The 22,300-nt window shown below is 70.0% G+C and carries 24 protein-coding genes and 1 tRNA gene; 16 read left to right on the top strand and 9 right to left on the bottom strand.

The features are described 5' to 3' along the window. Positions 1 to 2 precede the first annotated feature (2 nt). The 6 genes from ssb to EDD90_RS25235 all read left to right on the top strand — a co-directional run bounded on the left by ssb (position 3) and on the right by EDD90_RS25235 (position 6,003). Positions 3 to 458 carry a single-stranded DNA-binding protein gene (ssb, locus tag EDD90_RS25265; RefSeq protein WP_123975333.1) on the top strand — a complete coding sequence of 152 codons (456 nt, stop codon included), beginning with the start codon at positions 3 to 5 and terminating at the stop codon, positions 456 to 458. An 82-nt stretch (positions 459 to 540) separates the two neighbouring features. Then, complete coding sequence (locus tag EDD90_RS25260) at positions 541 to 1,335, top strand: hypothetical protein (protein ID WP_123975332.1); 795 nt, start codon at positions 541 to 543, stop codon at positions 1,333 to 1,335. 85 nt (positions 1,336 to 1,420) lie between these two features. Beyond that, a complete protein-coding gene (locus EDD90_RS25255; protein WP_123975331.1) occupies positions 1,421 to 2,323 on the top strand; it encodes a bifunctional DNA primase/polymerase in 903 nt (300 codons plus the stop codon). Between the two features lie 191 nt (positions 2,324 to 2,514). Then, positions 2,515 to 2,697, top strand: a complete 183-nt coding sequence (locus EDD90_RS25250) for a hypothetical protein (RefSeq protein ID WP_123975330.1) — start codon at positions 2,515 to 2,517, stop codon at positions 2,695 to 2,697. Beyond that, entirely contained in the window at positions 2,694 to 3,959 is a 1,266-nt protein-coding gene (locus EDD90_RS25245) for a DUF3631 domain-containing protein (RefSeq protein ID WP_123975329.1), read from the top strand. The genes EDD90_RS25250 and EDD90_RS25245 overlap by 4 nt, the downstream gene beginning before the upstream one ends. 532 nt (positions 3,960 to 4,491) lie before the next feature. Then, positions 4,492 to 6,003, top strand: a complete 1,512-nt coding sequence (locus tag EDD90_RS25235; RefSeq protein WP_123981603.1) for a LacI family DNA-binding transcriptional regulator — start codon at positions 4,492 to 4,494, stop codon at positions 6,001 to 6,003. A gap of 116 nt (positions 6,004 to 6,119) precedes the next feature. On the opposite strand, the gene EDD90_RS25230 is transcribed toward EDD90_RS25235, so the two are convergent. The 3 genes from EDD90_RS25230 to EDD90_RS25220 form a co-directional block, all read right to left on the bottom strand. Then, positions 6,120 to 6,193: transfer RNA gene (locus EDD90_RS25230), tRNA-Pro, on the bottom strand. Between the two features lie 74 nt (positions 6,194 to 6,267). After that, positions 6,268 to 7,026: a Pr6Pr family membrane protein gene (locus EDD90_RS25225; RefSeq protein ID WP_123975327.1), complete on the bottom strand. Its 759-nt coding sequence runs from the start codon at positions 7,024 to 7,026 to the stop codon at positions 6,268 to 6,270. A 110-nt stretch (positions 7,027 to 7,136) separates the two neighbouring features. Then, the gene (locus EDD90_RS25220; RefSeq protein WP_123975326.1) at positions 7,137 to 8,063 is read right to left on the bottom strand and encodes a metallophosphoesterase; all 927 of its coding nucleotides are present in this window, start codon (positions 8,061 to 8,063) and stop codon (positions 7,137 to 7,139) included. A gap of 149 nt (positions 8,064 to 8,212) precedes the next feature. On the opposite strand from EDD90_RS25220, the gene EDD90_RS25215 reads away from it, so the two are divergent. After that, positions 8,213 to 8,680 (top strand): GatB/YqeY domain-containing protein, encoded by a 468-nt coding sequence (locus EDD90_RS25215; RefSeq protein ID WP_123975325.1) that lies wholly within the window; start codon positions 8,213 to 8,215, stop codon positions 8,678 to 8,680. Positions 8,681 to 8,781: 101 nt separating this feature from the next. Here the strand turns inward: EDD90_RS25215 and EDD90_RS25210 are convergent, their stop codons facing one another. Continuing rightward, the gene (locus tag EDD90_RS25210) at positions 8,782 to 11,064 is read right to left on the bottom strand and encodes a transglycosylase domain-containing protein (protein ID WP_123975324.1); all 2,283 of its coding nucleotides are present in this window, start codon (positions 11,062 to 11,064) and stop codon (positions 8,782 to 8,784) included. 547 nt (positions 11,065 to 11,611) lie between these two features. Here EDD90_RS25210 and wblA point away from each other — a divergent pair. Next, the gene (gene wblA, locus EDD90_RS25200; RefSeq protein ID WP_132856581.1) at positions 11,612 to 11,950 is read left to right on the top strand and encodes a transcriptional regulator WblA; all 339 of its coding nucleotides are present in this window, start codon (positions 11,612 to 11,614) and stop codon (positions 11,948 to 11,950) included. Between the two features lie 21 nt (positions 11,951 to 11,971). Here the strand turns inward: wblA and EDD90_RS25195 are convergent, their stop codons facing one another. Together EDD90_RS25195 and EDD90_RS25190 are read right to left on the bottom strand one after the other, a co-directional pair. Continuing rightward, positions 11,972 to 13,372, bottom strand: coding sequence for an ArsA family ATPase (locus tag EDD90_RS25195; RefSeq protein WP_123975323.1), 1,401 nt, complete (start codon positions 13,370 to 13,372; stop codon positions 11,972 to 11,974). Further along, entirely contained in the window at positions 13,369 to 14,346 is a 978-nt protein-coding gene (locus EDD90_RS25190; protein ID WP_123975322.1) for an ArsA-related P-loop ATPase, read from the bottom strand. The genes EDD90_RS25195 and EDD90_RS25190 overlap by 4 nt, the downstream gene beginning before the upstream one ends. Before the next feature lie 107 nt (positions 14,347 to 14,453). Here EDD90_RS25190 and EDD90_RS25185 point away from each other — a divergent pair, with 107 nt between their 5' ends. Genes EDD90_RS25185 through EDD90_RS25165 form a run of 5 tightly spaced genes read left to right on the top strand, consistent with a single transcriptional unit; the run spans position 14,454 to position 17,027 of the window. After that, positions 14,454 to 14,609, top strand: coding sequence for a DUF4177 domain-containing protein (locus EDD90_RS25185; RefSeq protein ID WP_123975321.1), 156 nt, complete (start codon positions 14,454 to 14,456; stop codon positions 14,607 to 14,609). Next, entirely contained in the window at positions 14,609 to 15,073 is a 465-nt protein-coding gene (locus EDD90_RS25180; RefSeq protein ID WP_123975320.1) for a RidA family protein, read from the top strand. The genes EDD90_RS25185 and EDD90_RS25180 overlap by 1 nt, the downstream gene beginning before the upstream one ends. 51 nt (positions 15,074 to 15,124) lie before the next feature. Further along, the gene (locus tag EDD90_RS25175) at positions 15,125 to 16,012 is read left to right on the top strand and encodes an NUDIX hydrolase (RefSeq protein WP_123975319.1); all 888 of its coding nucleotides are present in this window, start codon (positions 15,125 to 15,127) and stop codon (positions 16,010 to 16,012) included. Positions 16,013 to 16,014: 2 nt separating this feature from the next. Continuing rightward, on the top strand, positions 16,015 to 16,200 hold the full coding sequence (locus tag EDD90_RS25170) for a hypothetical protein (protein ID WP_123975318.1): 186 nt from the start codon (positions 16,015 to 16,017) through the stop codon (positions 16,198 to 16,200). Further along, positions 16,197 to 17,027, top strand: coding sequence for an MBL fold metallo-hydrolase (locus tag EDD90_RS25165; RefSeq protein WP_123975317.1), 831 nt, complete (start codon positions 16,197 to 16,199; stop codon positions 17,025 to 17,027). The genes EDD90_RS25170 and EDD90_RS25165 overlap by 4 nt, the downstream gene beginning before the upstream one ends. Here the strand turns inward: EDD90_RS25165 and EDD90_RS25160 are convergent. Beyond that, on the bottom strand, positions 17,024 to 17,857 hold the full coding sequence (locus EDD90_RS25160) for a nucleotidyltransferase domain-containing protein (protein WP_123975316.1): 834 nt from the start codon (positions 17,855 to 17,857) through the stop codon (positions 17,024 to 17,026). The two genes, EDD90_RS25165 and EDD90_RS25160, sit on opposite strands and share 4 nt — an antisense overlap. Positions 17,858 to 18,024: 167 nt before the next feature. Beyond that, positions 18,025 to 18,699 carry a Crp/Fnr family transcriptional regulator gene (locus tag EDD90_RS25155; RefSeq protein WP_123975315.1) on the bottom strand — a complete coding sequence of 225 codons (675 nt, stop codon included), beginning with the start codon at positions 18,697 to 18,699 and terminating at the stop codon, positions 18,025 to 18,027. Between the two features lie 215 nt (positions 18,700 to 18,914). Here EDD90_RS25155 and nth point away from each other — a divergent pair, with 215 nt between their 5' ends. The 3 genes from nth to EDD90_RS25140 all read left to right on the top strand — a co-directional run bounded on the left by nth (position 18,915) and on the right by EDD90_RS25140 (position 22,018). Then, positions 18,915 to 20,015, top strand: coding sequence for an endonuclease III (nth, locus tag EDD90_RS25150; protein ID WP_398925380.1), 1,101 nt, complete (start codon positions 18,915 to 18,917; stop codon positions 20,013 to 20,015). Between the two features lie 82 nt (positions 20,016 to 20,097). Then, a complete protein-coding gene (locus tag EDD90_RS25145) occupies positions 20,098 to 20,805 on the top strand; it encodes a CoA pyrophosphatase (RefSeq protein ID WP_123975313.1) in 708 nt (235 codons plus the stop codon). 13 nt (positions 20,806 to 20,818) lie between these two features. After that, on the top strand, positions 20,819 to 22,018 hold the full coding sequence (locus EDD90_RS25140; RefSeq protein ID WP_123975312.1) for a MarP family serine protease: 1,200 nt from the start codon (positions 20,819 to 20,821) through the stop codon (positions 22,016 to 22,018). Positions 22,019 to 22,043: 25 nt separating this feature from the next. Here the strand turns inward: EDD90_RS25140 and EDD90_RS57555 are convergent, their stop codons facing one another. After that, positions 22,044 to 22,223, bottom strand: coding sequence for a hypothetical protein (locus EDD90_RS57555; RefSeq protein WP_123975311.1), 180 nt, complete (start codon positions 22,221 to 22,223; stop codon positions 22,044 to 22,046). Between the last annotated feature and the right edge of the window lie 77 nt (positions 22,224 to 22,300).

Raw genomic sequence — 22,300 nt, 5'->3', positions numbered from 1 at the left:
CCATGTCCTTCGGAGAGACCCCGATCACCATCATTGGCAACCTGACCGCCGACCCGGAGCTGAAGTTCACCGACTCCGGCCAGGCCCTGGCCAAGTTCACCGTCGCTTCCACCCCGCGCACCTTCGACCGCGAGTCGAACCAGTGGAAGGACGGCACCTCCACGTTCTTCCGCTGCGCCGCCTGGCGCGCCCTGGCCGAACACGTCGCCGAATCCCTGGGCAAGGGCTCGCGCGTGGTGCTGTCCGGCCGCATCCGTCAGCACGACTGGAAGACCCCGGAGGGCGACAACCGCTCGATGCTAGCCGTGGAGGTCGACGAGATCGGCGCGTCCCTGCGCTTCACCACCGTGACGATCAACGGCAAGCGCCCCGCCGCCAACGGCCCAGCCAGCGACAGCCTGTGGGACAAGACCAGTGCCGCGGCCGGTGCCCAGTCCAGCCAAGAGCCTCCGTTCTAGGTCGGCCCGGGGCGGCCATCGTCTCGCCAAAGTCCGTGGCCGCCCCGGCTCCCTTGTCCTGACCACAGAAGCAGGAGAGCCGGTGCTGTTCTACCTGACCACCCACAAACGGCACTGGGTGAAACTCACGAAGGTGCCGCTGTTCCTCAAGTCCGAGCACTTCGCCACGGCGCGCACGCTGCCCGTGGCGCTGGGCCGCTACGCGGTCGACTCCGGCGGGTTCTCGGAGCTCCAGCGCCACGGCCGCTGGACGCGCACCCCGCAGCAGTACATCGGCGACCTTCGCCGCATCTGGGAGCATGTCGGCCCGTTCGACTGGGCCGCGCCGCAGGACTGGATGTGCGAGGACGCCATCATCCACGGCGGCACCATCGGCGGACAGCGCTTCGTCGGCACCCACCTCAGCGTGGGCGAACACCAGCGCCGCACCGTGGCCAACTACCTGGACCTGCGCTCCCTGGCCCCCGCGTTGCCGATCGTGCCGGTCCTTCAGGGGCGCACGCTCGCCGACTACGAGCGGTGCGTGAGCCTCTACGACCGCGCCGGCGTCGACCTGGCCCGGGAACCCACCGTGGGGCTGGGCTCGGTGTGCCGGTTGCAGTCCACCCGCGAGGGTGCCGCGATCGTCACCGCCATGGCCGCACACGGGCTGAAGCTGCACGGCTTCGGCTTCAAGACTCTGGGGCTGGAGCGCGTCGGCCATCTACTGGCCTCCGCCGACTCCGCGGCCTGGAGCTACCATGCCCGCCGCAGACCGCCCCTGGCAGACCATCCGCACAAGAACTGCGCCAACTGCCTGCCCTACGCGCTGCGCTGGCGCTCCCGCGTCCTTGACGCGCTGCCCACCTGGCAGCAACCCGCCCTGGACGCGGCCTGATCACCCCGGGGCGGCCACCGTCTCGCCAAAGTCCGTGGCCGCCCCGGCTCCCTTGTCCTGACCACAGAACAGGAGAACCTCCAGCATGCACCAACTCAACGCCGGCACGCTGCTCCACGCAGCCCTGGACGCCGCCGCACGCGGCTGGCACGTCTTCCCCCTGCGCCCCGGCAGCAAGCAACCCGCCCTGCACGGCGCCGACCGGTGCCGCAACACCGGCGACTGCTCCGACGGGCACCGAAAGTGGGAGCAGCGGGCCACCACCGACCCGCGGCGCATCGTGCCGTGCTGGGAGACCGGCGCCGCCAACGTCGCCATCGCCACTGGCCCCTCCGGTCTGGTCGTCGTCGACCTGGACGTTGCGAAGGAGAAAGGCAGTTCGGGCACGCCTGACGGCGTGACCTTCTTTCTGGCGCTCTGCGAGCGCGCCGGACAGCCCTGGCCGGACACCTACACGGTGCGGACGCCCAGCGGCGGCATGCACCTGTACTTCACCGCCCCGCCCGGCACCCATCTGACCAACACCGCGGGCAAGCTCGCGCCGCTGGTCGACACCCGTGCCTGGGGCGGCTACGTCGTCGCCGCCGGCAGTCTCATCGACAGCGCCGCCTACGAGGTCACCGCCCCGTGGCGCGTCGCGGAACTCCCCGCATGGCTGCGCGGGGCGCTCGCGGAGACACCGAAGAGCGGCGCGCCGTCGGCGATCGCCCCGCCCCGCAACGCCTCCCGCCGCGCACAGGTGGCGCTGGAGCGCGAGCGGGCGGCCATCGAGGCGGCACCGGAGGGGAAGCGGGAAGAGACCCTGTTCAAGGCCGCACGGTCCATGGGGCGCTTCGTGGCCTGGGGCGACATCGCCCGCCACGTGGTCGAGGAGGCTTTTCAGGTAGCGGGGGAGGCGGCCGGACTCAAGGCGTACGAGTGCCGCTCCACCCTGCGCAGCGCCCTGAACTGGTCCATCCGCACCGCCCGACCCCGGGAGGCGCAGTGACCCGGACGGCCCGCCCCCCATCCGCCACTGAAAAGCCTCTCCCGCCCGCCGTACCGGCCCCCTCGCGCCCGACAGCGGCCGACTCCGACGGGAGCTGTGGCACGAAGGACGACGGCCGACAGGCCGTCCTTTCAGCCCTTCCCTCCGACCAGAACCCCAGCGCCCCGCTTGCTGGCGACGGACGGTTCCCGGTGGCCTGGCTCACCATCCGCGCGACCCGCGGCGCCACCCCGACGGCCACGTCGACATGCCTGTGCGGCAGGGACCGCGGCGCCGTAGGCCATCGCAAGGTGCTCGCCCTGATCGCCGACCACGACACCCACCGTTACCTCTGCCCGCTCCGCACCACCCAGGAAAGGAGGAACGCCGCATGACCAGCACCAACACCCCCGCACCGCCGATCGACGGCGCGGCCCTGCTCGATGAGGTCGAAGCGTTCCACCGCCGCTTCAACGTCTTCCCCACCGAAGCCGCGTACGTCGCCGTCACGCTCTGGGACGCGCACGCCCACCTGATCGACGCGTTCGACGGCACCGCCCGACTGGCCTTCCTGTCTCCCGAGCCCGGATCGGGCAAGTCCCGCGCGCTGGAGATCGTGGAGACCCTCACCCCCCGCGCGGCGACCACGGTCAACGCCTCCGCCAACGCCCTGTTCCGGCTGGTGGAGGCCGATGGAGGAACCCCCACGCTCCTCTTCGACGAGATCGACACCGTGTTCGGCCCCAAAGCCGGCGGCAACGAAGAGGTCCGCGGGTTCCTCAACTCCGGCTACCGGCGCGGCGCCAAGTCCCTGCGCTGCGTCGGCGACGGCTCCAAACAAGACGCCGAATGGTTCTCTTCGTTCTGTGCGGTCGCCATGGCCGGGCTCGGCTCGCTGCCGGACACGATCCTGACCCGCTCGGTCATCATCCGCATGCGCAAGAAGGCCCCCAACGAGAAGGCCGAACCCTACCGGCGCCGCGTTCACGAGAAGCAGGGCCACGCGCTGCGGGACCGGCTCGCCGACTGGGCAACCACCATCCACGACGAGATCGCACAGGCCTGGCCGGAGATGCCCGAGGGAGTCTCCGACCGCCCCGCCGACGTATGGGAACCGCTCCTGGCGGTCGCCGACGCGGCCGGGGGGCACTGGCCTGAGCGGGCCCGAGCCGCCTGCGTCGCGCTCATCAAGGCCGCCACGCAGGGCGACGAGGCATCCCTTGGGGTGCGGCTGCTGACGGACCTGCGTGACCGAGTGTTCTGCGGCGCCGATCGCATGCCCACCGCCGCCATTCTCGAAGTCCTCTTGGGGCTCGATGACGCTCCGTGGGCCGACCTGAGCGAGGACGGACAGACCCTCAAGCCACTCACCGCACGCGGCCTGTCCAAGCTCCTGAGTCAGTACGTACGCCCTGACAACACCCCCATCAAGCCCCGCGGCATCCGGGTCGGCAGTGGCACCCCGAAGGGCTACTACGCGGAAGACCTCAGCGACGCCTGGAACCGCTACTGCCCCCCTCTCCCCGAGAAGTCCGCAACATCCGCCACAGCCGCAACAACGCAGGTCAGCGAGGGTGAATCTGTGGCGGAAGACCCTCCTGAGAGCCGCCACATGTTCGCGGAAACCGACACACGCCAACTCCGCATCGCCGGCTGACCAGCCGCGCCCGATAGGTGCCGCCACGTATCCACGTGGCGGCACCTATCCGCAACACAACCGATGTCCGCCACAAATACAGGCCGCTGACCAGCAAGGTTGCGGCGTGGCGGATGTTGCGGATTCCCCGGAAGGCAGAGAGGAGCCACGAAGGTGCCGAAGGAGAGCGGACTTCCCCTGAGCTATTCGGCGGCGGAGGTAGCGACGTCACTGGGGTGCTCGGAGTGGTGGGTGAAGGAACAGGTCCGCCGACGACGCATCCCATTCCTGAGGAGCGGTGGCGGGTACCGCTTTACCAGCGATCACGTCCGAGAGATCTTCCACATTCTCGAAGAGCGGCCCAGCTCGGCGAACGCCGTCGAAGGTGAAGCCATATCCCGGCGCCGGACTGCGGCGCAGCCGGTACGGCCAGTAGCGAGTCTCCGTGCGCGCCGTCCGCGTCGCGCGCGGAACGCCGCTTGACAGAAGAGCTGATCACGAGGGGTGGAGGCCAGCCATGGTCTCCACCCCTCGCTTGTTGCGAGAGGTAACCATGGGTTACGGCGAGAAGCGCGCCGACTACTACCGAGGCCGGTACTGGATTGCACCCGGTGTGCTCCGCACCGTGGTGGACGCCAACGGTGCCACGATCCGATTCGCCACCAAGCGCGAGGCCGCGAAGGCAGCGAACGATGCGGAGGCCAAGGTCCGAGAGGTCGGCTACCGCGACCCGAATGCCGGGAAGGAGACCTTCGGCGAGTACGTGAACCGCTGGTATGCGGCACAGGAGTTGGCCGCATCGACCATGCAGAACTACAAGCGGCACATAGAGGAGCACCTCCTCCCTGCCTTCGAGGACAAGGCCATCGCCGATATCCAGCCCACGGACGTCGGCGCCTGGGAGAAGGAGGAACGGCAGCTCTACGCCGCGTCCAGCGTGAAGACCTGGCACGGCACGCTGCACCTCATCCTCGCCGACGCCGTGGATGAAGGACTTCGCGATTCCAACCCGGCGGCCAAGCGGCGCGGCCGAGGCAAGCGCGCTGGACGTTCTCGCAACCGGGGCCCCGAGAAGGTGGTGACCGACGCTCTCGGAATCCTGCTGACAGCCGAGCGCGCTTCACTGCTGTCTGGCCGTGACGATGAATTCGTAGCCGTGGTCCTGAAGGGCTACACCGGCATGCGGTGGGGCGAAATTGTCGGCCTGGAGCGCAAGTTCGTCCGCCCCGCATCGGTCCGGGTGGAGTGGCAGCTTTACGAACTCGACTCGGGGGAGTTTGAGCGCTGCCCGCCCAAGGACGACTCTTACCGCACCGTCGACACTCCGAAGTGGCTGTCTGCCTTGGTCGCCGGCCATATCGCCCGGACGGAGTCGGCACCCTGCCCGTGCCACGAGCACATCTATGTGTTCCGCGGCCACGGCCCCGCCAACGGCGCTGCCCGCCAGGTCGGCGCAAAGCTGGTCGACGTCGCCCGCCGCGCCGAGGTCTCTGCGGCAACGGTCTCGAACGTGCTGAACCGTCCGGACATGGTCGCGGAGCGAACGCGGATCAGGGTGGAGACAGCCATAGCGGAACTTGGCTACGTCCGTGCGGGCCAGACGGGAGAGACGGCCGCGCACTGGCGCCGCACCGGTTTCGCGACCTGGCTGTTCCATCCGGCCGCGACGGGGTGGTACCCGAAGAAGGCCCCGCAGGAGGCGCACCCCGTACCCGTGATGGCGCATCCGTGGCCAGGGGTGCCGGCGCGGGGCCGGAATGCCTCGGGCCGTGCCGACGCGTGCTGGCTGCCGATCGCACGGGGGCTCACTCCACACGGGCTCAGGCACTCCCATAAGACAGTCATGGAGGAGCTCGGGACCCCGCCCAAACTCATGGATGAACGGATGGGGCACGAGGACGGCTCGGTGCAGGCCCGCTACTCGCACATCACCGCGCGGATGAGGAACCGGCTCATGGACGAACTGACCGAGCAGTGGGAGGGGGCGTTGGCGGCACGGTCTGCCATGCACCCGCGGTCACCGGTGCGCGCGCTCGACGTGCTGCTGAGGGCGAGTCAGGAGTGACGTTGGGGAGTGGATTTCCTTGATCCACTCCCCGTTCACTCCCCAGGGACCCTGTAGAACGAGTCAGGACCGGTTTCCCGTGAAGGGAAACCGGTCCTGACCTGGTACTTCGGCTGTCGGGGTGGCGGGATTTGAACCCACGACCTCTTCGTCCCGAACGAAGCGCGCTGCCAAGCTGCGCTACACCCCGATGTCGCTGCTGTTCTGCTTGTCGCGGCGACGTCGTTTACTTTAGCCCACTGGTGGCCGGAGACGAAATCCGGTTTAGGGGTGGCGGCCGACGGCGTTCGGGCGGGTGTGGTCCAGGGCGACCATGAGGACCGCCAGGGCATAGAAGGAGAGGCCCAGGAGGAGGGCGTTGGCGAGGATGCCGCGGTAGCTGTGCTGCTCGGCGTCCAGGAAGGGGTAGAGGTAGCGGGCCGGGGTGCCGGGGAGGGGGAGTTCCGCCCGGGTGAGGGAGAAGGCCAGGTAGGCGAGGGGGTAGAGCATCCAGCCCGCTGTCTGGCGGAGGTGCAGGCGACCGGGGGGCGTGAGGAAGAGCCAGTCGATGAGCGCTGCCACCGGTGCCGCCACGTAGAGGAGCTGCAGGGCCAGCCATTGCGGGTGCCAGGTCACCGGAGGGTGTGCCGGGCCCGTCATCAGGAACGGTGGGGTCGTGTGGCCCAGGAGCAGGTGGTAGACCAGGGCCGAGATCAGCGCGTAGAGCGTCGCGGCGCCCGTGAGGGACGAGGGCACGGGGCGGCCCGCCCGCCAGGCCCGGCGGGCCGAGGCGAGGCTGACCAGGGTCAGGATGATCGCCGCCTGAACTCCGAAGTAGCTCAGGATCCGGCCCGGGCTGCCGAGCAGCAGCTCCAGGGCGACGCCCGCCGCCGCGAGTACGGCTGTCACCAGGCGGAACACCGCGATCGCGGGGCGGCGGACGGGGGCCACCACCGCCGTCGCCGGAACGGGTGCGTGCAGCAGGATGGGCGTGCCCGGGACCGCGGGGAGGTCCGGGATGTCCCTGGGTATCGGAGCCGTCATGCCCTCAACATAGAAAGAGAGGGCAATTCCGGCATGTCGTCGTACTCCGGGTGGGTTATCCGGTTGCCTGGGTTACCTGGGTGGTTACCCGGACAACCCGAGCTGCTGGGTCACTCCCGGCCCACCAGCGTCAGCAGTGTCGCCTCCGGCGGGCACGCGAAACGGACCGGGGTGTAGCGGTTGGTGCCGCAGCCCGCCGAGACGTGGAGGTAGGAGGTGCGGCCCTCCGCCGTGTGCGTGGACAGGCCCTTCACCCGGTCCGTGTCCAGGTCGCAGTTGGTGACCAGGGCGCCGTAGAAGGGGATGCACAGCTGGCCGCCGTGGGTGTGGCCGGCCAGGATCAGGGGGTAGGCGTCCGCCGTGAACGAGTCCAGTACGCGCAGGTACGGCGCATGGACGACGCCCATCGAGAAGTCCGCCGTACCGGACGGGCCGCCCGCCACCTGCGGATAGCGGTCGCGCTTGATGTGCGGGTCGTCCAGTCCCGTCAGCTCCACGGAGACGCCCTCGACCTTCAGGACACTCCTCGTGTTCGTCAGGTTCAGCCAGCCCGCCCCGTCGAAGCCGTCCCGCAGGTCCTCCCACGGGTTGTGGATCACGCCGACGGCCGGCGGGTTGCCGTTCAGGCCGTGCTTGCCGCTCGCTTTCTCCAGCAGGTAGCGGGCGGGGTTGCGGGGCCGGGGGCCGTAGTAGTCGTTGGAGCCGAAGACGTACGCGCCCGGGAACTCCATCAGGGGGCCCAGCGCGTCCAGCACCTCGGGGACGCCCTCGGGGTCGGACAGGTTGTCGCCCGTGTTGATCACGAAGTCCGGGCGCAGGCCCGCCAGCGACCGCAGCCAGCGCTGCTTCTTGCGCTGGCCGCTGACCATGTGGATGTCGGAGACCTGGAGCACGCGCAGCGGGCGCACGCCCGGCGGGAGGACCGGGACCGTCACTCGGCGCAGGCGGAAGGAACGGGCCTCGAACCCGGCCGAGTACAACACACCCGCGGCGCCGAACGCCGCGATTCCCAGGGGTACTCCGTATCGAGCGCGCATACGACCATCGTGTCAGACGGAGAGAGGCACCCGAGACCGGCCGGCGCGACAGGCGCGACAGGGGAGTGAGACGGGGGGAGGAGAGCGGGAAGTAGGGGGTGGGGAAAACTGCGGGCGTCCGGCTTGCGGCACCTGCGACAATCGGATTCATGACCACCACGCTCAAGTCGAAGCTGCAGGACGACCTCAACGCCGCGATCAAGGGGCGCGACGAGCTCCGCTCGTCCACGCTCCGGATGACGCTCGCCGCGATCACCACCGAGGAGGTCGCGGGCAAGCAGAAGCGCGAGCTCTCCGACGACGAGGTGCTCAAGGTGATCGCCAAGGAGGCGAAGAAGCGCCGGGAGGCCGCCGATGCCTTCGCGCAGGGTGGCCGTGCCGAGAGCGCCGAGCGGGAGAAGGCGGAGGGCGGGGTCCTCGCCGAGTACCTGCCGAAGCAGCTCAGTGACGAGGAGCTGGACGCGGTCGTCGCCCAGGCCGTCGCGGAGGCGAAGGCGGCGGGTGCCGAGGGGCCGCGGGCGATGGGCGCCGTGATGAAGATCGTGAACCCGAAGGTGGCCGGCCTGGCCGAGGGCGGCCGCGTCGCCGCCGCGGTGAAGAAGCACCTTCAGGGCTGAGGGAGCGGGGCAGAGCTCCGGGACAGAGCTCAGGACAGGCAGTACGACGGCGGGGCCGCACCTCTTTCTCAGAGGTGCGGCCCCGCCGTCGTACCGGAAGGTCAGTTTCGGCCCCTGCCGTTCCCGCCGTTCCCGTTCCCCTGGATGAAGCCGTCGGGGAAGGAGAAGGTCGGGGTCGGGTTGGTGCCGCCGCCGGTCGAGCCGTTCGTCGTACCGCCGTCGCTCGTGTCGCCGATGAGACCGCCGATCAGGCCACCGGTGTTGTCACCGTTGCCGTTGCCGTTGCCGTCGCCGTGTCCCTTGCCCTTGTCGTTCTCGTCCGGGATGTCGATCAGGTTGAACGACTCGGAGGGCTTGCCCTCCAGGGCGCCGGTCATGGCGTCCTTCCAGATCGGGCCGGGCGTGTCGGCGCCGAAGACCTCGGAGTGGTAGACGCCGCCGATGGTGATGTTGGTCATCTCGATGTTCTGCTTGGCGCTGCCGACCCAGACCGCACCCGCCATGTTCGGCGTGTAGCCGACGAACCAGGCGTTCTTGCGGGAGTCCGTGGTACCGGTCTTGCCCGCGCTCTCCCGGTCGTCCAGGCCGGCCTGCTGACCGGTACCGGAGTCGATCACACCGCGCAGCAGGGTGTTGATCGTGTCCGCGGTCTTCTCGCTCATCGCGCGCGAGCAGGTCGACTTGGGCACGGCCAGGGACTTCTGCTCGTTGCCGACCTTCTGGGTGATCGACTCGATGGCCACCGGCGTGCAGTACATACCGCGGTCGGCGAACGTGGCGTATGCGCTCGCCATGGTCAGCGGGGAGAGGCCGATCGCGCCGAGCGCAATGGCCGGGGTCTGCGGGAGCTTCGAGCCGTCGCCCTGGTGGACGTGGAGCGCGTCGGTCATCTTGACCACCGGGCACAGGCCGATGTCGGAGATCAGCTGGACGAAGTAGGTGTTGATGGACTTCGCCATCGCCTTCTTCATCTGGTACGGCCCGACCTCGGACTCGTTCTCGTTCTCGACCTGCTCGCCCGTCGTGTTGACCCACTGCTTGCCGTCGCAGGCCTGGACCGGGCTCGGGTAGTTCATCTTGTACGGCGACGAGTACTCCTGCGTCGCCGACTTGCCGCCCTCGATGGCGGCCGCGGCCACGAACGGCTTGAACGTCGAACCCGTCGGGAAGCCGTAGTTGGAGCCGCCGTAGTCCCGGTCGACCGAGAAGTTGTACTCGGTCTCGTTCTTGTTGTAGCCGTACGGCTTCGACTGGCCCATCGCCAGGATCTTGCCGGAGCCGGGCTCCACGAGGGTGGCGGCCGCGGCGACCGCGTCGGACTTGTAGACGTGGTCCTTGATCGAGGACTGAACCGAGTCCTGGGCCTGCGGGTCCAGCGTCGTACGGACGGTCAGACCGCCCTGGTTCCAGAGCTTGGCGCGCGCTTCACGGGTCTTGCCGAAGACCGGGTCGGTGAGGAAGACGTTCTCGACGTACTTGCAGAAGAACCCGGCGCCCTTGGTGGCGGTGATGCAGCCGTTCTTCGGCTGGGTGACCTTCAGCCCGAGCGGTGCCTCCTTGGCCTTGTCGGCCTCCGCCTGGGAGATGTCGCCGAGCTGGGCCATGCGCTCCAGCACCACGTTGCGCCGCTTGGTGGCCTCGGCCTCGTCGTTGACCGGGTCGTAGCGGCTCGGCGACTGGACGATGCCGGCCAGGAGCGCCGCCTGCTGGAGGTTGAGGTCCTTGGCGTGCTGGGAGAAGTAGCGCTGGGAGGCGGCCTCGACACCGTAGGCCTGCTCGCCGAAGAAGGTGATGTTCAGGTAGTTCTCGAGGATCTTCTTCTTGCCGAGCTTCTCCTCCAGCTGGATCGCGTACTTCAGCTCCTTGACCTTGCGGCCGAGGGTCTGCTGGGTGGCCTGGGCGACCTTCGTCGGGTCGTCGCCGGCCTCCTCGATGAAGTAGTTCTTCACCAGCTGCTGGGTGAGCGTGGAGGCGCCCTGGGAGACCCCGCCGCTCTGCGCGTTCTTGTTCAGCGCGCGCAGCACGCCCTTCAGGTCGATGGCGCCGTGCTGGTAGTAGCGCGAGTCCTCGATCGCGACGATCGCCTTCTGCATGTACGGCGAGATGTCCTTGAGGTCCACCACCGTGCGGTCACGGGAGTAGACCTGGGCGATCTGGTTGCCCTGGCTGTCGAGGATCCGGGTCCGCTGGCTGAGCTGCGGGCTCTTCAGGTTGGCCGGGATCTCGTCGAAGCCCTGGACCGAGCCCTTGGCCGCGAGGCCCAGGGCGCCGGCCGCGGGCAGTGCGATGCCCGCCATGACGGCTCCCGCGAGCACACTGACACCGAGGAACTTGGCGGCCTGCTGCGTGGCCGACAGACCACCGCCCGAGCGCTTCTTTGGCATGGGGGCAGCCTAATCCGTAGGACTGAGCATTCCGGGTGAGCGGGCGGCTCTCGGGATGTTCGAGTGCTGGATCGTGACATAGGGGGAGACAGAGGGCGGCACCGCCGAGTCTGTCTGACGGCACGACGACATGGACGGTCTACCTTGCCATTCGCCGGACACGCGTACAGGCCTTGGCCTAAGCTGCTCTCAACTGTCACAGCAGTGCGGCCACGTATCAATACGTCCGGCGACCCCGAATCGTTCCGGAACCAGCCCACTTTTTTCGGGCCATGTGTTGGCGACGTGTCCGAATCCGCCTCGTGTGTCATCCGGCGTCCGTTGTGTCGCACCGTACCTGTCCCGGTTTGCCGGGATGTTCGCGCATGTCGTCAGCTCACTCCCGCGGGTGATCTGCCGCTTACCCATAGTCCGTTCGGGCCATTCAAGATTGGGCCCGAAGGGGGTGTTGCGCTGTGCCCACCTTCCGTAACGTCCTCAACTGGCGGCGGTGAATATGCCGCTGCCGCCGTGGGGGAGCCTCGATTCGGGAGAGGACGGCGCCGGTATGGGCTGGGTAACCGACTGGAGTGCGCAGGCTGCCTGCCGCACTACCGATCCGGATGAACTGTTCGTTCAAGGAGCAGCGCAGAACAGGGCCAAGGCGGTGTGCACCGGGTGTCCGGTACGCACGGAATGCCTGGCCGATGCGCTGGACAATCGCGTCGAGTTCGGCGTGTGGGGAGGAATGACCGAGCGGGAGCGTCGCGCACTGCTGCGCAGGCGGCCCACCGTGACCTCCTGGCGCAGGCTCCTGGAGACAGCGCGCTCGGAGTACGAGCGGGGGACCGGCATCGTCCCCCTCGACAGCGACGAGGTGTACGAGAACTACGCGGCGGTGAGCTAGGCCGAGCAGGTCCACGCAGGTCTACGGCAGCTCCGGTCGGCCGGCCGCGAGCCGGTCGCCGATGTCCCGCAGCCCTGTGAGGTCGTGCACATCGCCGGGCAGCGCGGCCACTTCCACCACAGCCACCTCGGGGTGGCGCGCGGTGAAGCGGTCACGTGTGCGCTGCTCGCGGGAGAGCAGCTGCATGCGCTCGGCATGCAGCCTCAGCAGACCTGCGGTGAGCTGGTCGACGGTGCGGTCCGGGTCGTCTGACGAGGGGGATTCGTCAGTCATGTCCTCGGGCCTCGACGAGGGGGATTCGTCGGGCCGGGACCCGGACGGCGCGGGCGCGGGTGATTCAGAACTGCCGTACGTGTCGGGAGAGTTACGAAGTCCAGCTTTCCCGCCACCCTGATCGACAATGCGGGGCTCTTCAAGATTTTCCGCAGTCTCGGCATACGCGGTCTCGAGATTTTCCGCGGCGGCGAGCGCGCGTTCGGCCGACAGCCGGTCGGCGCCGCTGCCGTGGACACGGTTGAGGACGAGCCCCACCAGCGGCATGTCCTCCGCGGCCAGCCGCTCCACGAAGTACGCGGCCTCCCGCAGCGCGTCCCGCTCCGGAGCCGCCACCACCAGGAATGCCGTACCGGGCGCCTGGAGCAGCTTGTACGTCGCGTCCGCGCGCGTACGGAACCCGCCGAACGTCGTGTCCATCGCGGCCACGAACGTCTGGACGTCCTTCAGTAGTTGACCGCCGAGCAGCTTGCCGAGCGTGCCGGTCATCATCGACATGCCGACGTTCAGGAAGGCCATGCCCGCGCGGCCGCCCAGCTTCGCCGGTGCGGTCAGCAGCCGGATCAGCTTGCCGTCCAGGAAGGAACCGAGGCGCTTCGGCGCATCGAGGAAGTCCAGCGCGGAACGGGAGGGCGGGGTGTCGACGATGATCAGGTCCCACTCGTCCCGGGCCCGCAACTGGCCCAGCTTCTCCATCGCCATGTACTCCTGCGTGCCCGCGAAGCCCGCCGAGAGCGACTGGTAGAAGGGGTTGGCCAGGATGGCGGCCGCCCGCTCGGCGTCCGCGTGCGCCTCGACGACCTCGTCGAAGGTGCGCTTCATGTCCAGCATCATGGCGTGCAGTTCGCCGCCGCCCTCGGTGCCCTTCACCTTCCGCGGCACGTTGTCGAGCGAGTCGATGCCCATGGACTGCGCCAGCCGCCTGGCCGGGTCGATGGTCAGCACGACCACCTTGCGGCCGCGCTCGGCCGCCCGCAGCCCCAGCGCCGCCGCGGTGGTGGTCTTCCCGACCCCGCCCGAGCCGCAGCAGACCACGATCCTGGTCTTCGGATCGTCCAGCAGCGGGTCGACGTCGAGCGCGGGCGCGTGGGCGAGGCGCCGCGTGCCGTCCTGCGCCGGTTCCTGTACCGGGTCCGGATCCGGAGTCATGACATCCCCTGTTCCCGCAGCTCATTGGCGAGTTCGTACAGGCCCGCCAGGTCCATCCCCTCGGCGAGCAGCGGCAGTTCGTGCCGCGGCAGGTCCAGCTCGGCGAGGACCGCGCGCTGCTCGTGCTCCAGCGCGTGCCGCTCGGCGTACTCGGCGGCCTGTGCGAGCAGCGGGTTCACCAGCTGCTCGGCCTTCCCGCCGCGGCGCGCTCCGCCCAGGCCCGCGGCCGACAGCGACTGCGCCACGGCGGTGCGCGGCACGGTCCGTACGAGGTCCAGGTCGGCCGCGTCCAGCATCTCCGGCCGGACCATGTTCACGATGACCCGGCCCACCGGCAGCCGCGCGGCGCGCAGTTCGGCGATGCCGTCGGCGGTCTCCTGGACCGGCATCTCCTCCAGCAGCGTGACCAGGTGCACGGCCGTCTCCTCGGACTTCAGCACCCGCATCACGGCCTGCGCCTGATTGTGTATCGGGCCGATCTTCGCCAGCCCGGCCACCTCGTCGTTCACGTTCAGGAAGCGGGTGATGCGGCCGGTCGGGGGCGCGTCCATCACCACGTAGTCGTAGATGAACCGTCCCGCCTTGTCCTTGCGGCGCACCGCCTCGCACGCCTTGCCGGTGAGGAGCACGTCCCTCAGACCGGGCGCGACGGTGGTGGCGAAGTCGATCGCGCCGAGCTTCTTCAGCGCCCGCCCCGCCCCGCCGAGCTTGTAGAACATCTGGAGGTAGTCCAGAAGGGCCAGTTCGGGATCGATGGCCAGCGCGTAGACCTCACCGCCTCCCTGCGCTACGGCGATCTTCCGCTCCTCGTACGGCAACGCCTCCGTCTCGAAGAGCTGGGCGATGCCCTGCCGGCCCTCGACCTCCACGAGAAGCGTCCGCTTCCCCTCGGTCGCGAGGGCCAGCGCGAGTGCGGCGGCGACCGTCGTCTTTCCGGTCCCGCCCTTGCCGCTGACGACCTGGAGCCTGCTCACGTCTTCGAGACTAACCAGTCGGCCGGACACTCACGCGGGAGGCTGTGGATAACCGTGCTCCCGGTCGTACGACTGTCCCGTGCGTCACAGCGGATAAAGTCGGCCGCATGACCAAGTGGGAATACGTGACCGTACCGCTGCTCGTCCACGCGACGAAGCAGATTCTGGACAACTGGGGCCAGGACGGCTGGGAGCTCGTCCAGGTCGTGCCCGGGCCCAACCCGGAGCAGCTCGTCGCCTACATGAAGCGGGAGAAGGCGTAGTGAGCGCGGTCGAGGCCAAGCTGGCCGAACTCGGTCTCTCGCTGCCCGCGGTCGTCCCGCCGCTCGCCGCCTACCAGCCCGCCGTGCGGTCCGGTGCGTACGTCTACACCTCCGGCCAGCTGCCGATGGTGGACGGCAAGCTCCCGGTCACCGGCAAGGTCGGCGCCGAGGTCACCGCGGAGGAGGCCAAGGAACTGGCCCGCACCTGCGCGCTGAACGCCCTGGCCGCCGTGAAGTCCGTCACGGGTGACCTGGACCGCATCGCGCGCGTGGTGAAGGTCGTCGGTTTCGTCGCCTCCGCGAGCGACTTCACCGGCCAGCCCGGCGTGATCAACGGCGCCAGCGAACTGCTCGGCGAGGTCCTCGGCGACAAGGGCGTGCACGCGCGCAGCGCGGTGGGCGTCGCGGTGCTGCCGCTGGACGCACCGGTCGAGGTCGAGGTCCAGGTCGAGCTGCTGCCGTAGCCTGCCGAAGCCCCTCTCGAACATTCGCTCCCCACGGGATAGCCTCCGGTAATGGCCGATGGACAGTGGTATCCCCCCGAGTGGCCGGACCGGATCCGCGCGCACGCGGAGGGCACCCTCGTGCCGGTGTCCCCGAAGCGCGCGGCCACCGTGCTGCTCCTGAAGGACACCCCGGACGGTCCCGTCGTCCACATGCTGCGCAGACGCGCCTCCATGGCCTTCGCCGGAGGCGCGTACGCGTATCCGGGCGGCGGTGTCGACCCGCGCGACGACGACCACCAGGTGCGCTGGGCGGGTCCCACGCGCGCGTGGTGGGCCGAGCGGCTCGGCGTCGACGAGGCGGGCGCCCAGGCGATCGTCTGCGCGGCCGTGCGGGAGACCTACGAGGAGGCCGGCGTGCTTCTCGCGGGCCCGGCCGCCGACGCCGTGGTCGGGGACACCACCGGGGACGACTGGGAGGCCGACCGGGCCGCCCTGGTCGCCCGTGACCTGTCCTTCGCGGAGTTCCTGGACCGGCGGGGCCTGGTCCTGCGCTCGGACCTCCTCGGCGCCTGGACGCGCTGGATCACCCCTGAGTTCGAGACCCGCCGCTACGACACCTGGTTCTTCGTCGCCGCCCTCCCCGCCGGCCAGCGCACCCGCAACGCCTCCACGGAGGCCGACCGCACGGTGTGGATCCGCCCGGCACAGGCCGCCGCCGGCTACGACAAGGGCGAGCTGCTGATGATGCCGCCCACCATCGCGACCCTGCGCCAGCTCCTGCCGTACGCCTCGGCCGCCGAGACGCTGGCGGCGGCGCCCGCGCGGGACATGACGCCGGTGCTGGCACGCGCCCGCCTGGCGGACGGCGAGATTGTCCTGACCTGGCCGGGCCACGACGAGTTCACCAAGCACATACCGACCGACCTCCCGACCGACCTCCCGACCGGTGGAGCCTGACCATGACGGACGCAGCTGCCCTGCCCGACCGGCTCCCCGGCGGAGTTCCGGTTCCCCGCGCGCCCTTCGCACCACCGGTGCGCGGGCCGTGGGGCGCTGTGCCGACCTCCGGCCGGGGCAACGCCGTACCGGCCTCGGGCCGACGGCTCGGCGCATCGACGGCGCTGCCGGAAGGAGCCCTCGCATGACCGAGGCCGCAGCCCTGCCCGGCCAGCCCCGTGGCGGAGTCCTCTCCGGGCCCGCCACCGCGCGGGCCGTCAACGTGCTGGCGCCCAACGCCTCCGCGATGACCCTGGACGGCACCAACACCTGGATAGTCGCCGAGCCCGACTCCGGCCTGGCCGTGGTGATCGATCCGGGGCCGCTGGACGACGACCACCTTCGCGCGGTCATCGACACGGCGGAGAAGGCCGGCCGGCGCGTCGCGCTCACCCTCCTCACCCACGGCCACCCGGACCACGCCGAGGGCGCCGTCCGGTTCGCGGAACTGACCGGCACGCGCGTGCGTGCCCTCGACCCGGCACTGCGTCTGGGCGACGAGGGCCTGGCGGCCGGTGACGTGATCACGACCGGTGGCCTGGAACTGCGCGTCGTACCGACCCCCGGCCACACCGCCGACTCGCTCTGCTTCCACCTCCCGGCCGACCGTGCAGTCCTGACCGGCGACACCATCCTGGGACGCGGTACGACGGTCGTGGCGCACCCGGACGGCCGCCTGGGCGACTACCTGGACTCGCTACGACGGCTGCGCTCGCTGACGGTCGACGACGGCGTGCACACGGTGCTGCCGGGCCACGGACCCGTCCTGGAGGACGCCCAAGGCGCCGTCGAGTTCTACCTGGCCCACCGCGCCCACCGGCTCGCCCAGGTCGAGACGGCCGTCGAGAACGGCCATCGCGCGCCCGCCGAGGTCGTCGCCCACGTCTACGCCGACGTGGACCGCTCCCTGTGGCCAGCGGCAGAACTGTCGGTCCGCGCCCAGCTGGACTACCTGAGTGACCACGGGCTGATCTAGTTCCAGCCTTCGGGCCTGGGCGCCTTCACGCCGTGCACGCGCGCGTACTCGTCCGCGAGCCAGGGGCCGAGGTCGTCAACGTACGACCGCAGTACGGCGAGGTCGCCGACGGGCTCGTACCCGGACTCGGCCGCTCGGCGCAGCTGTCCGGCCCGCTCCGGGTAGTAGCCGGCGAACGCCTCCGCCATCTCCCGCAGATCGCTGGTCCAGCCGTTCCAGCGGGGCATGACCAGCGTGAAGCCGGTGCGGACCAGATGCCGTGACATGGAGCGCACCAGGGGTCGCAGGGCCTCCTCGGTGTCTTCGGCGACAGCGATCCGCTTCCGCAGGCGCGGCAAAAGCTCGGCCAGGTCGCCGTTCGTCTCCCGGGCGAGCAGGGAGTCGGGGCGGTAGCGGGGCAGGAACTCGGCGAGGTCCTCGCCGAGCAGCGGGGTGCACAGACAGGCCACGAACCAGCCGATGTCGTACCGCTCCAACTCGCTGAGCACCCGCGCGCGTGAGTAGAGCAGGGCTCCGACCCCGTCGATCTCCGGGAACTCCTTGTCGACGGCCGCGCCGAGGGCACGTGCCGCCTCCCGGTCGGCGTCGGCCGGCTCCGCCCGGAGGACGATCACCAGATCCAGGTCGCTGCGGCCCACGCGCGCGGTGCCGCGCGGGACGGACCCGTAGAGGTAGGCGCTGTCCAGCCGGGCCCCGAAGGCGTCCAGAACGCGGTGACGGGCGGCGGCGACCACGGGACGGAAAACGTGCGGCACGCGCGCGAGGGAGCCCTCGCGCTCGATGAAGCCCAGGGGGTCGAGCCCTCGGGAAGGTGCAGCCGATTCAGCCATGGGGCAACTGTGCCAACTTCGATCACGACTCAGGGGCCGATGGACCGATCACGCCTCAGGGGGCCGCTCACCACTCAGGGGCCGATCACGCCTCAGGGCTCGATCACGACTCAGGGTTCCGTCTCTCAGGAGACGGAACCCTGATGTCATGCGGTCGGGGTTCGGCGTCAGCGCGAGCGCTTGGCCAGCCGCTCGACGTCCAGCAGGATCACGGCCCGCGCCTCCAGACGGAGCCAGCCGCGCTGCGCGAAGTCCGCCAGCGCCTTGTTCACGGTCTCGCGGGACGCGCCGACCAGCTGGGCCAGCTCCTCCTGCGTGAGGTCGTGGACGACGTGGATGCCCTCCTCGGACTGCACGCCGAAGCGGCGGGAGAGGTCCAGCAGGGCGCGCGCGACACGGCCCGGCACGTCGGAGAAGACCAGGTCGGACATCTGGTCGTTGGTCTTGCGCAGCCGGCGGGCGACGGCGCGCAGCAGGGCGCCGGCCACCTCCGGGCGCGCGTTCAGCCAGGGCTGCAGGTCACCGTGGCCGAGGCCGAGCAGCTTGACCTCGGTCAGTGCGGTGGCGGTCGCCGTCCGCGGGCCCGGGTCGAACAGCGACAGCTCGCCGATCAGCTCGCCGGGGCCGACGACGGCGAGCATGTTCTCGCGCCCGTCGGGGGAGGTGCGGTGCAGCTTGACCTTGCCCTCGGTGACCACGTAGAGCCGGTCGCCCGGGTCGCCCTCGTGGAAGAGGGAGTCGCCGCGCGCCAGGGTCACCTCGCTCATGGAGGCGCGAAGCTCCGCGGCCTGCTCGTCGTCGAGAGCCGCGAAGAGCGGGTTGCGCCGCAGAGGGTCGTCCACGAGTTCTCTCCTTGTCGACCTGCTCAGGGGATCTTGCTCCCCCTTGGTACCAGGGGACCGTGCTCCCCATTTTGCCGGACGGTCCAAACAGTGTGATCTGTCACAAGGATGCCGCACAGGTGTCCCGAGGTAAGCGGCAGGGGTCCAATCGGGGGCTGATCTTCCGGGTCCGGGGCGGATGTCGGTGCCGGGCTTTAGGGTGGCCGGGTGTCCAAATGCCGGTGAGAGCACAGGCCAAGGGGGCTGCGCGGGTGGTTGTACGTCGTGATTCCGCTGTGGGCGAACAAGGGTCCGATACTGGCCCGAGTGAACGGAAGAAGGCGACAAAAGCAGCAGAAGCGGTGAAGAAGGTTGCCGCCGCGAAGACCCCGGCTGCGACAGCCAAGAAGGCGGCGGTGAAGAAGGCAGCGGCCAAGCCTGCAGCGGCCAAGAAGGCGGCGGCGAGGAAAGCGGCGCCCGAGAAGGTCGCCGCCGCTGCGAAGAAGGCCGCGCCGGCGAAGGCCGCCACCCCCGCGAAGGCCGCTGCCCGGAAGCCCGAGTCGCAGACCGCCCTCGTCCGCCGTGCCCGCCGGATCAACCGCGAGCTCGGCGAGGTGTATCCGTACGCCCACCCCGAGCTGGACTTCGTGAACCCCTTCCAGCTCCTGGTCGCCACGGTGCTGTCCGCCCAGACCACCGACCTGCGCGTCAACCAGACCACCCCGACGCTCTTCGCCAAGTACCCCACCCCGGAGGACCTGGCCGCCGCCAACCCGGAGGAGGTCGAGGAGATCCTGCGGCCCTGCGGGTTCTTCCGGGCCAAGACCAAGTCGGTGATAGGTCTCTCCAAGGGCCTGGTGGAGCAGTTCGGCGGCGAGGTCCCGGGCCGGCTGGAGGACCTCGTCAAGCTGCCCGGCGTCGGCCGCAAGACCGCGTTCGTCGTGCTCGGCAACGCCTTCGGGCGCCCCGGCATCACCGTGGACACGCACTTCCAGCGCCTGGTCCGCCGCTGGCAGTGGACCGAGGAGACCGATCCCGACAAGATCGAGGCGGCCGTCGGCGCACTGTTCCCCAAGAGCGACTGGACCGACCTCTCGCACCACGTCATCTGGCACGGCCGCCGGATGTGCCACGCCCGCAAGCCCGCCTGCGGTGTCTGTCCCATCGCCCCGCTCTGCCCGGCCTACGGCGAGGGGGAGACCGACCCGGAGAAGGCGAAGAAGCTCCTCAAGTACGAGAAGGGCGGCTTCCCGGGCCAGCGACTCAACCCTCCGCAGGCTTATCTGGACGCGGGCGGGCAGCCGGCTCCGCCGCTGGGCGCCGCATCAGGGACGTGACCCAGGGGTCTTGTGGGGGTCTGGTGACGGAACGAACAGAAGGGCTTCGGGCGTTGGACCGGGCAGGACGACGGGGGATGCCATGACACACACCGGCAACGCGCACACCGGAGAGCCGCGCGCGAGCGCCGTGCTCAGCAAGGAGGGCCTGCCGGACTGGCTGGACCCGGTGGTGCGGGCCGCCGAGACGGTGGAACCGCTCCAGCTGAGCCGGTTCCTGCCACCGGAGAACGGCGCGGGACGGCAGTCGGCCGTGCTGATCCTGTTCGGGGAGGGCGAGACCGGTCCCGAGCTGCTGCTGATGGAGCGGGCCGGTTCGCTGCGCTCGCATGCCGGGCAGCCCTCCTTTCCCGGTGGCGCCCTCGACCCCGAGGACGGCGACCCGAAAGCCGACGGGCCGCTGCGGGCCGCTCTCCGCGAGGCCGAGGAGGAGACCGGGCTGGATCCGGCCGGGGTCCAGCTGTTCGGGGTGCTGCCCAAGCTGTACATCCCGGTGAGCGAGTTCGTGGTCACACCGGTGCTGGGCTGGTGGCGCGAGCCGAGCCCGGTGGGGGTGGTCGATCCGAACGAGACGGCGCGGGTCTTCACGGTCCCCGTGGCGGATCTCACGAATCCGGCCAACCGGGCCACCACCGTGCACCCCAGCGGCCACCGAGGTCCGGCATTCCTGGTCGAATCGGCCTTGGTGTGGGGGTTCACGGCCGGGGTGATCGACCGCTTGCTGCACTACGCGGGATGGGAGCGCTCCTGGGACCGCGAGAAGCTGGTCCCGCTCGACTGGCGGTCATGACAGGGTGTCGTTCGTGAATGTGCTGGACATCCTGTTGCTGGTCGCCGCCGTGTGGTTCGCGATCGTCGGCTACCGCCAGGGGTTCGTCGTCGGCATCCTGTCGGTGATCGGCTTCCTGGGCGGCGGACTCGTCGCCGTCTACACCCTCCCCGTCATCTGGGACGCGGTGACCGACAACGCGGAGGTGAGCACGACCGCCGCGGTGGTCGCCGTGGTCGTCGTCATCGTCTGCGCCTCCGTCGGCCAGGCCCTGACCACGCACCTGGGCAACAAGCTCCGCCGGTACATCACCTGGTCCCCGGCCCGCGCCCTGGACGCCACCGGCGGCGCGCTCGTCAACGTGGTGGCGATGCTGCTGGTCGCCTGGCTGATCGGCTCCGCCCTCGCGGGCACCACCCTGCCGACGCTCGGGAAGGAGGTCCGCAACTCCAAGGTGCTGCTCGGGGTGTCCAGAGCGCTGCCCAACCAGGCCGACACCTGGTTCGCGGACTTCTCCTCGGTCCTCGCGCAGAACGGCTTCCCGCAGGTCTTCAGCCCCTTCGCCAACGAGCCGATCACCGACGTCAAGCCGCCCGACCCCGCCCTCGTGAACAGCGCGGTCGCCACCACCGCGAAGCGGTCCATCGTGAAGGTGACGGGCACCGCCCAGAGCTGCGGCAAGATCCTGGAGGGCACCGGCTTCGTCTTCGCCGACCGCCGCGTCATGACCAACGCGCACGTGGTCGGCGGCGTCGACGAGCCCACCGTCCAGATCGGAGGCGAGGGCCGCAAGTACGACGCGAAGGTCGTCCTCTACGACTGGCAGCGCGACATCGCCGTACTGGACGTGCCGAACCTGCCGGCCAAGGCCCTGAAGTTCTCGGCCAAGGACGCCGCGACCAGCGACAGCGCGATCGTCGCCGGGTTCCCGGAGAACGGGTCGTACGACGTCCGTGCCGCCCGGGTGCGCGGCCGTATCACGGCCAACGGCCCGGACATCTACCACCGCGGCACCGTCCGCCGCGACGTCTACTCGCTGTACGCGACCGTCCGCCAGGGCAACTCCGGCGGCCCGCTGCTCACACCGCAGGGCAGGGTGTACGGGGTGGTCTTCGCGAAGTCACTGGACGACGCCGACACCGGGTACGCCCTCACGGCCGACGAGATCCAGGCCGACATCGCCCGGGGCCGTACCGCGAACCAGCAGGTGGGTACCGACAGCTGCGCCCTCTAGAGGCCTTCGGGGCCCCGTGAGGGGGTCAGCCGCGGGTGTGGCGCAGACGTACCGAGACCCAGCGGGCCCGGCGGCGCAGGATGTGCGGAATCCCCACCCTGAGATCCGTGCCCGGCAGCTGCGGGGCGGCTCCTCGGTGGGAGCTCGGACCGCCCGTCGTGCGGCGGTTGCGGGGTGCGTCACTGTAGTCGTGCGTCCAGCCCATACCCCGACGTCTGCCCCTGCCCCAAGGTCGATAACCTCCCCCGCGCCCCTCAATCGGCCTATGCGCCGGGCATGTGG

Source organism: Streptomyces sp. Ag109_O5-1 (assembly GCF_003814875.1).
Taxonomy (GTDB): Bacteria; Actinomycetota; Actinomycetes; order Streptomycetales; family Streptomycetaceae; genus Streptomyces; species Streptomyces sasae.
This window is presented reverse-complemented; position numbering and strand designations above follow the sequence as displayed.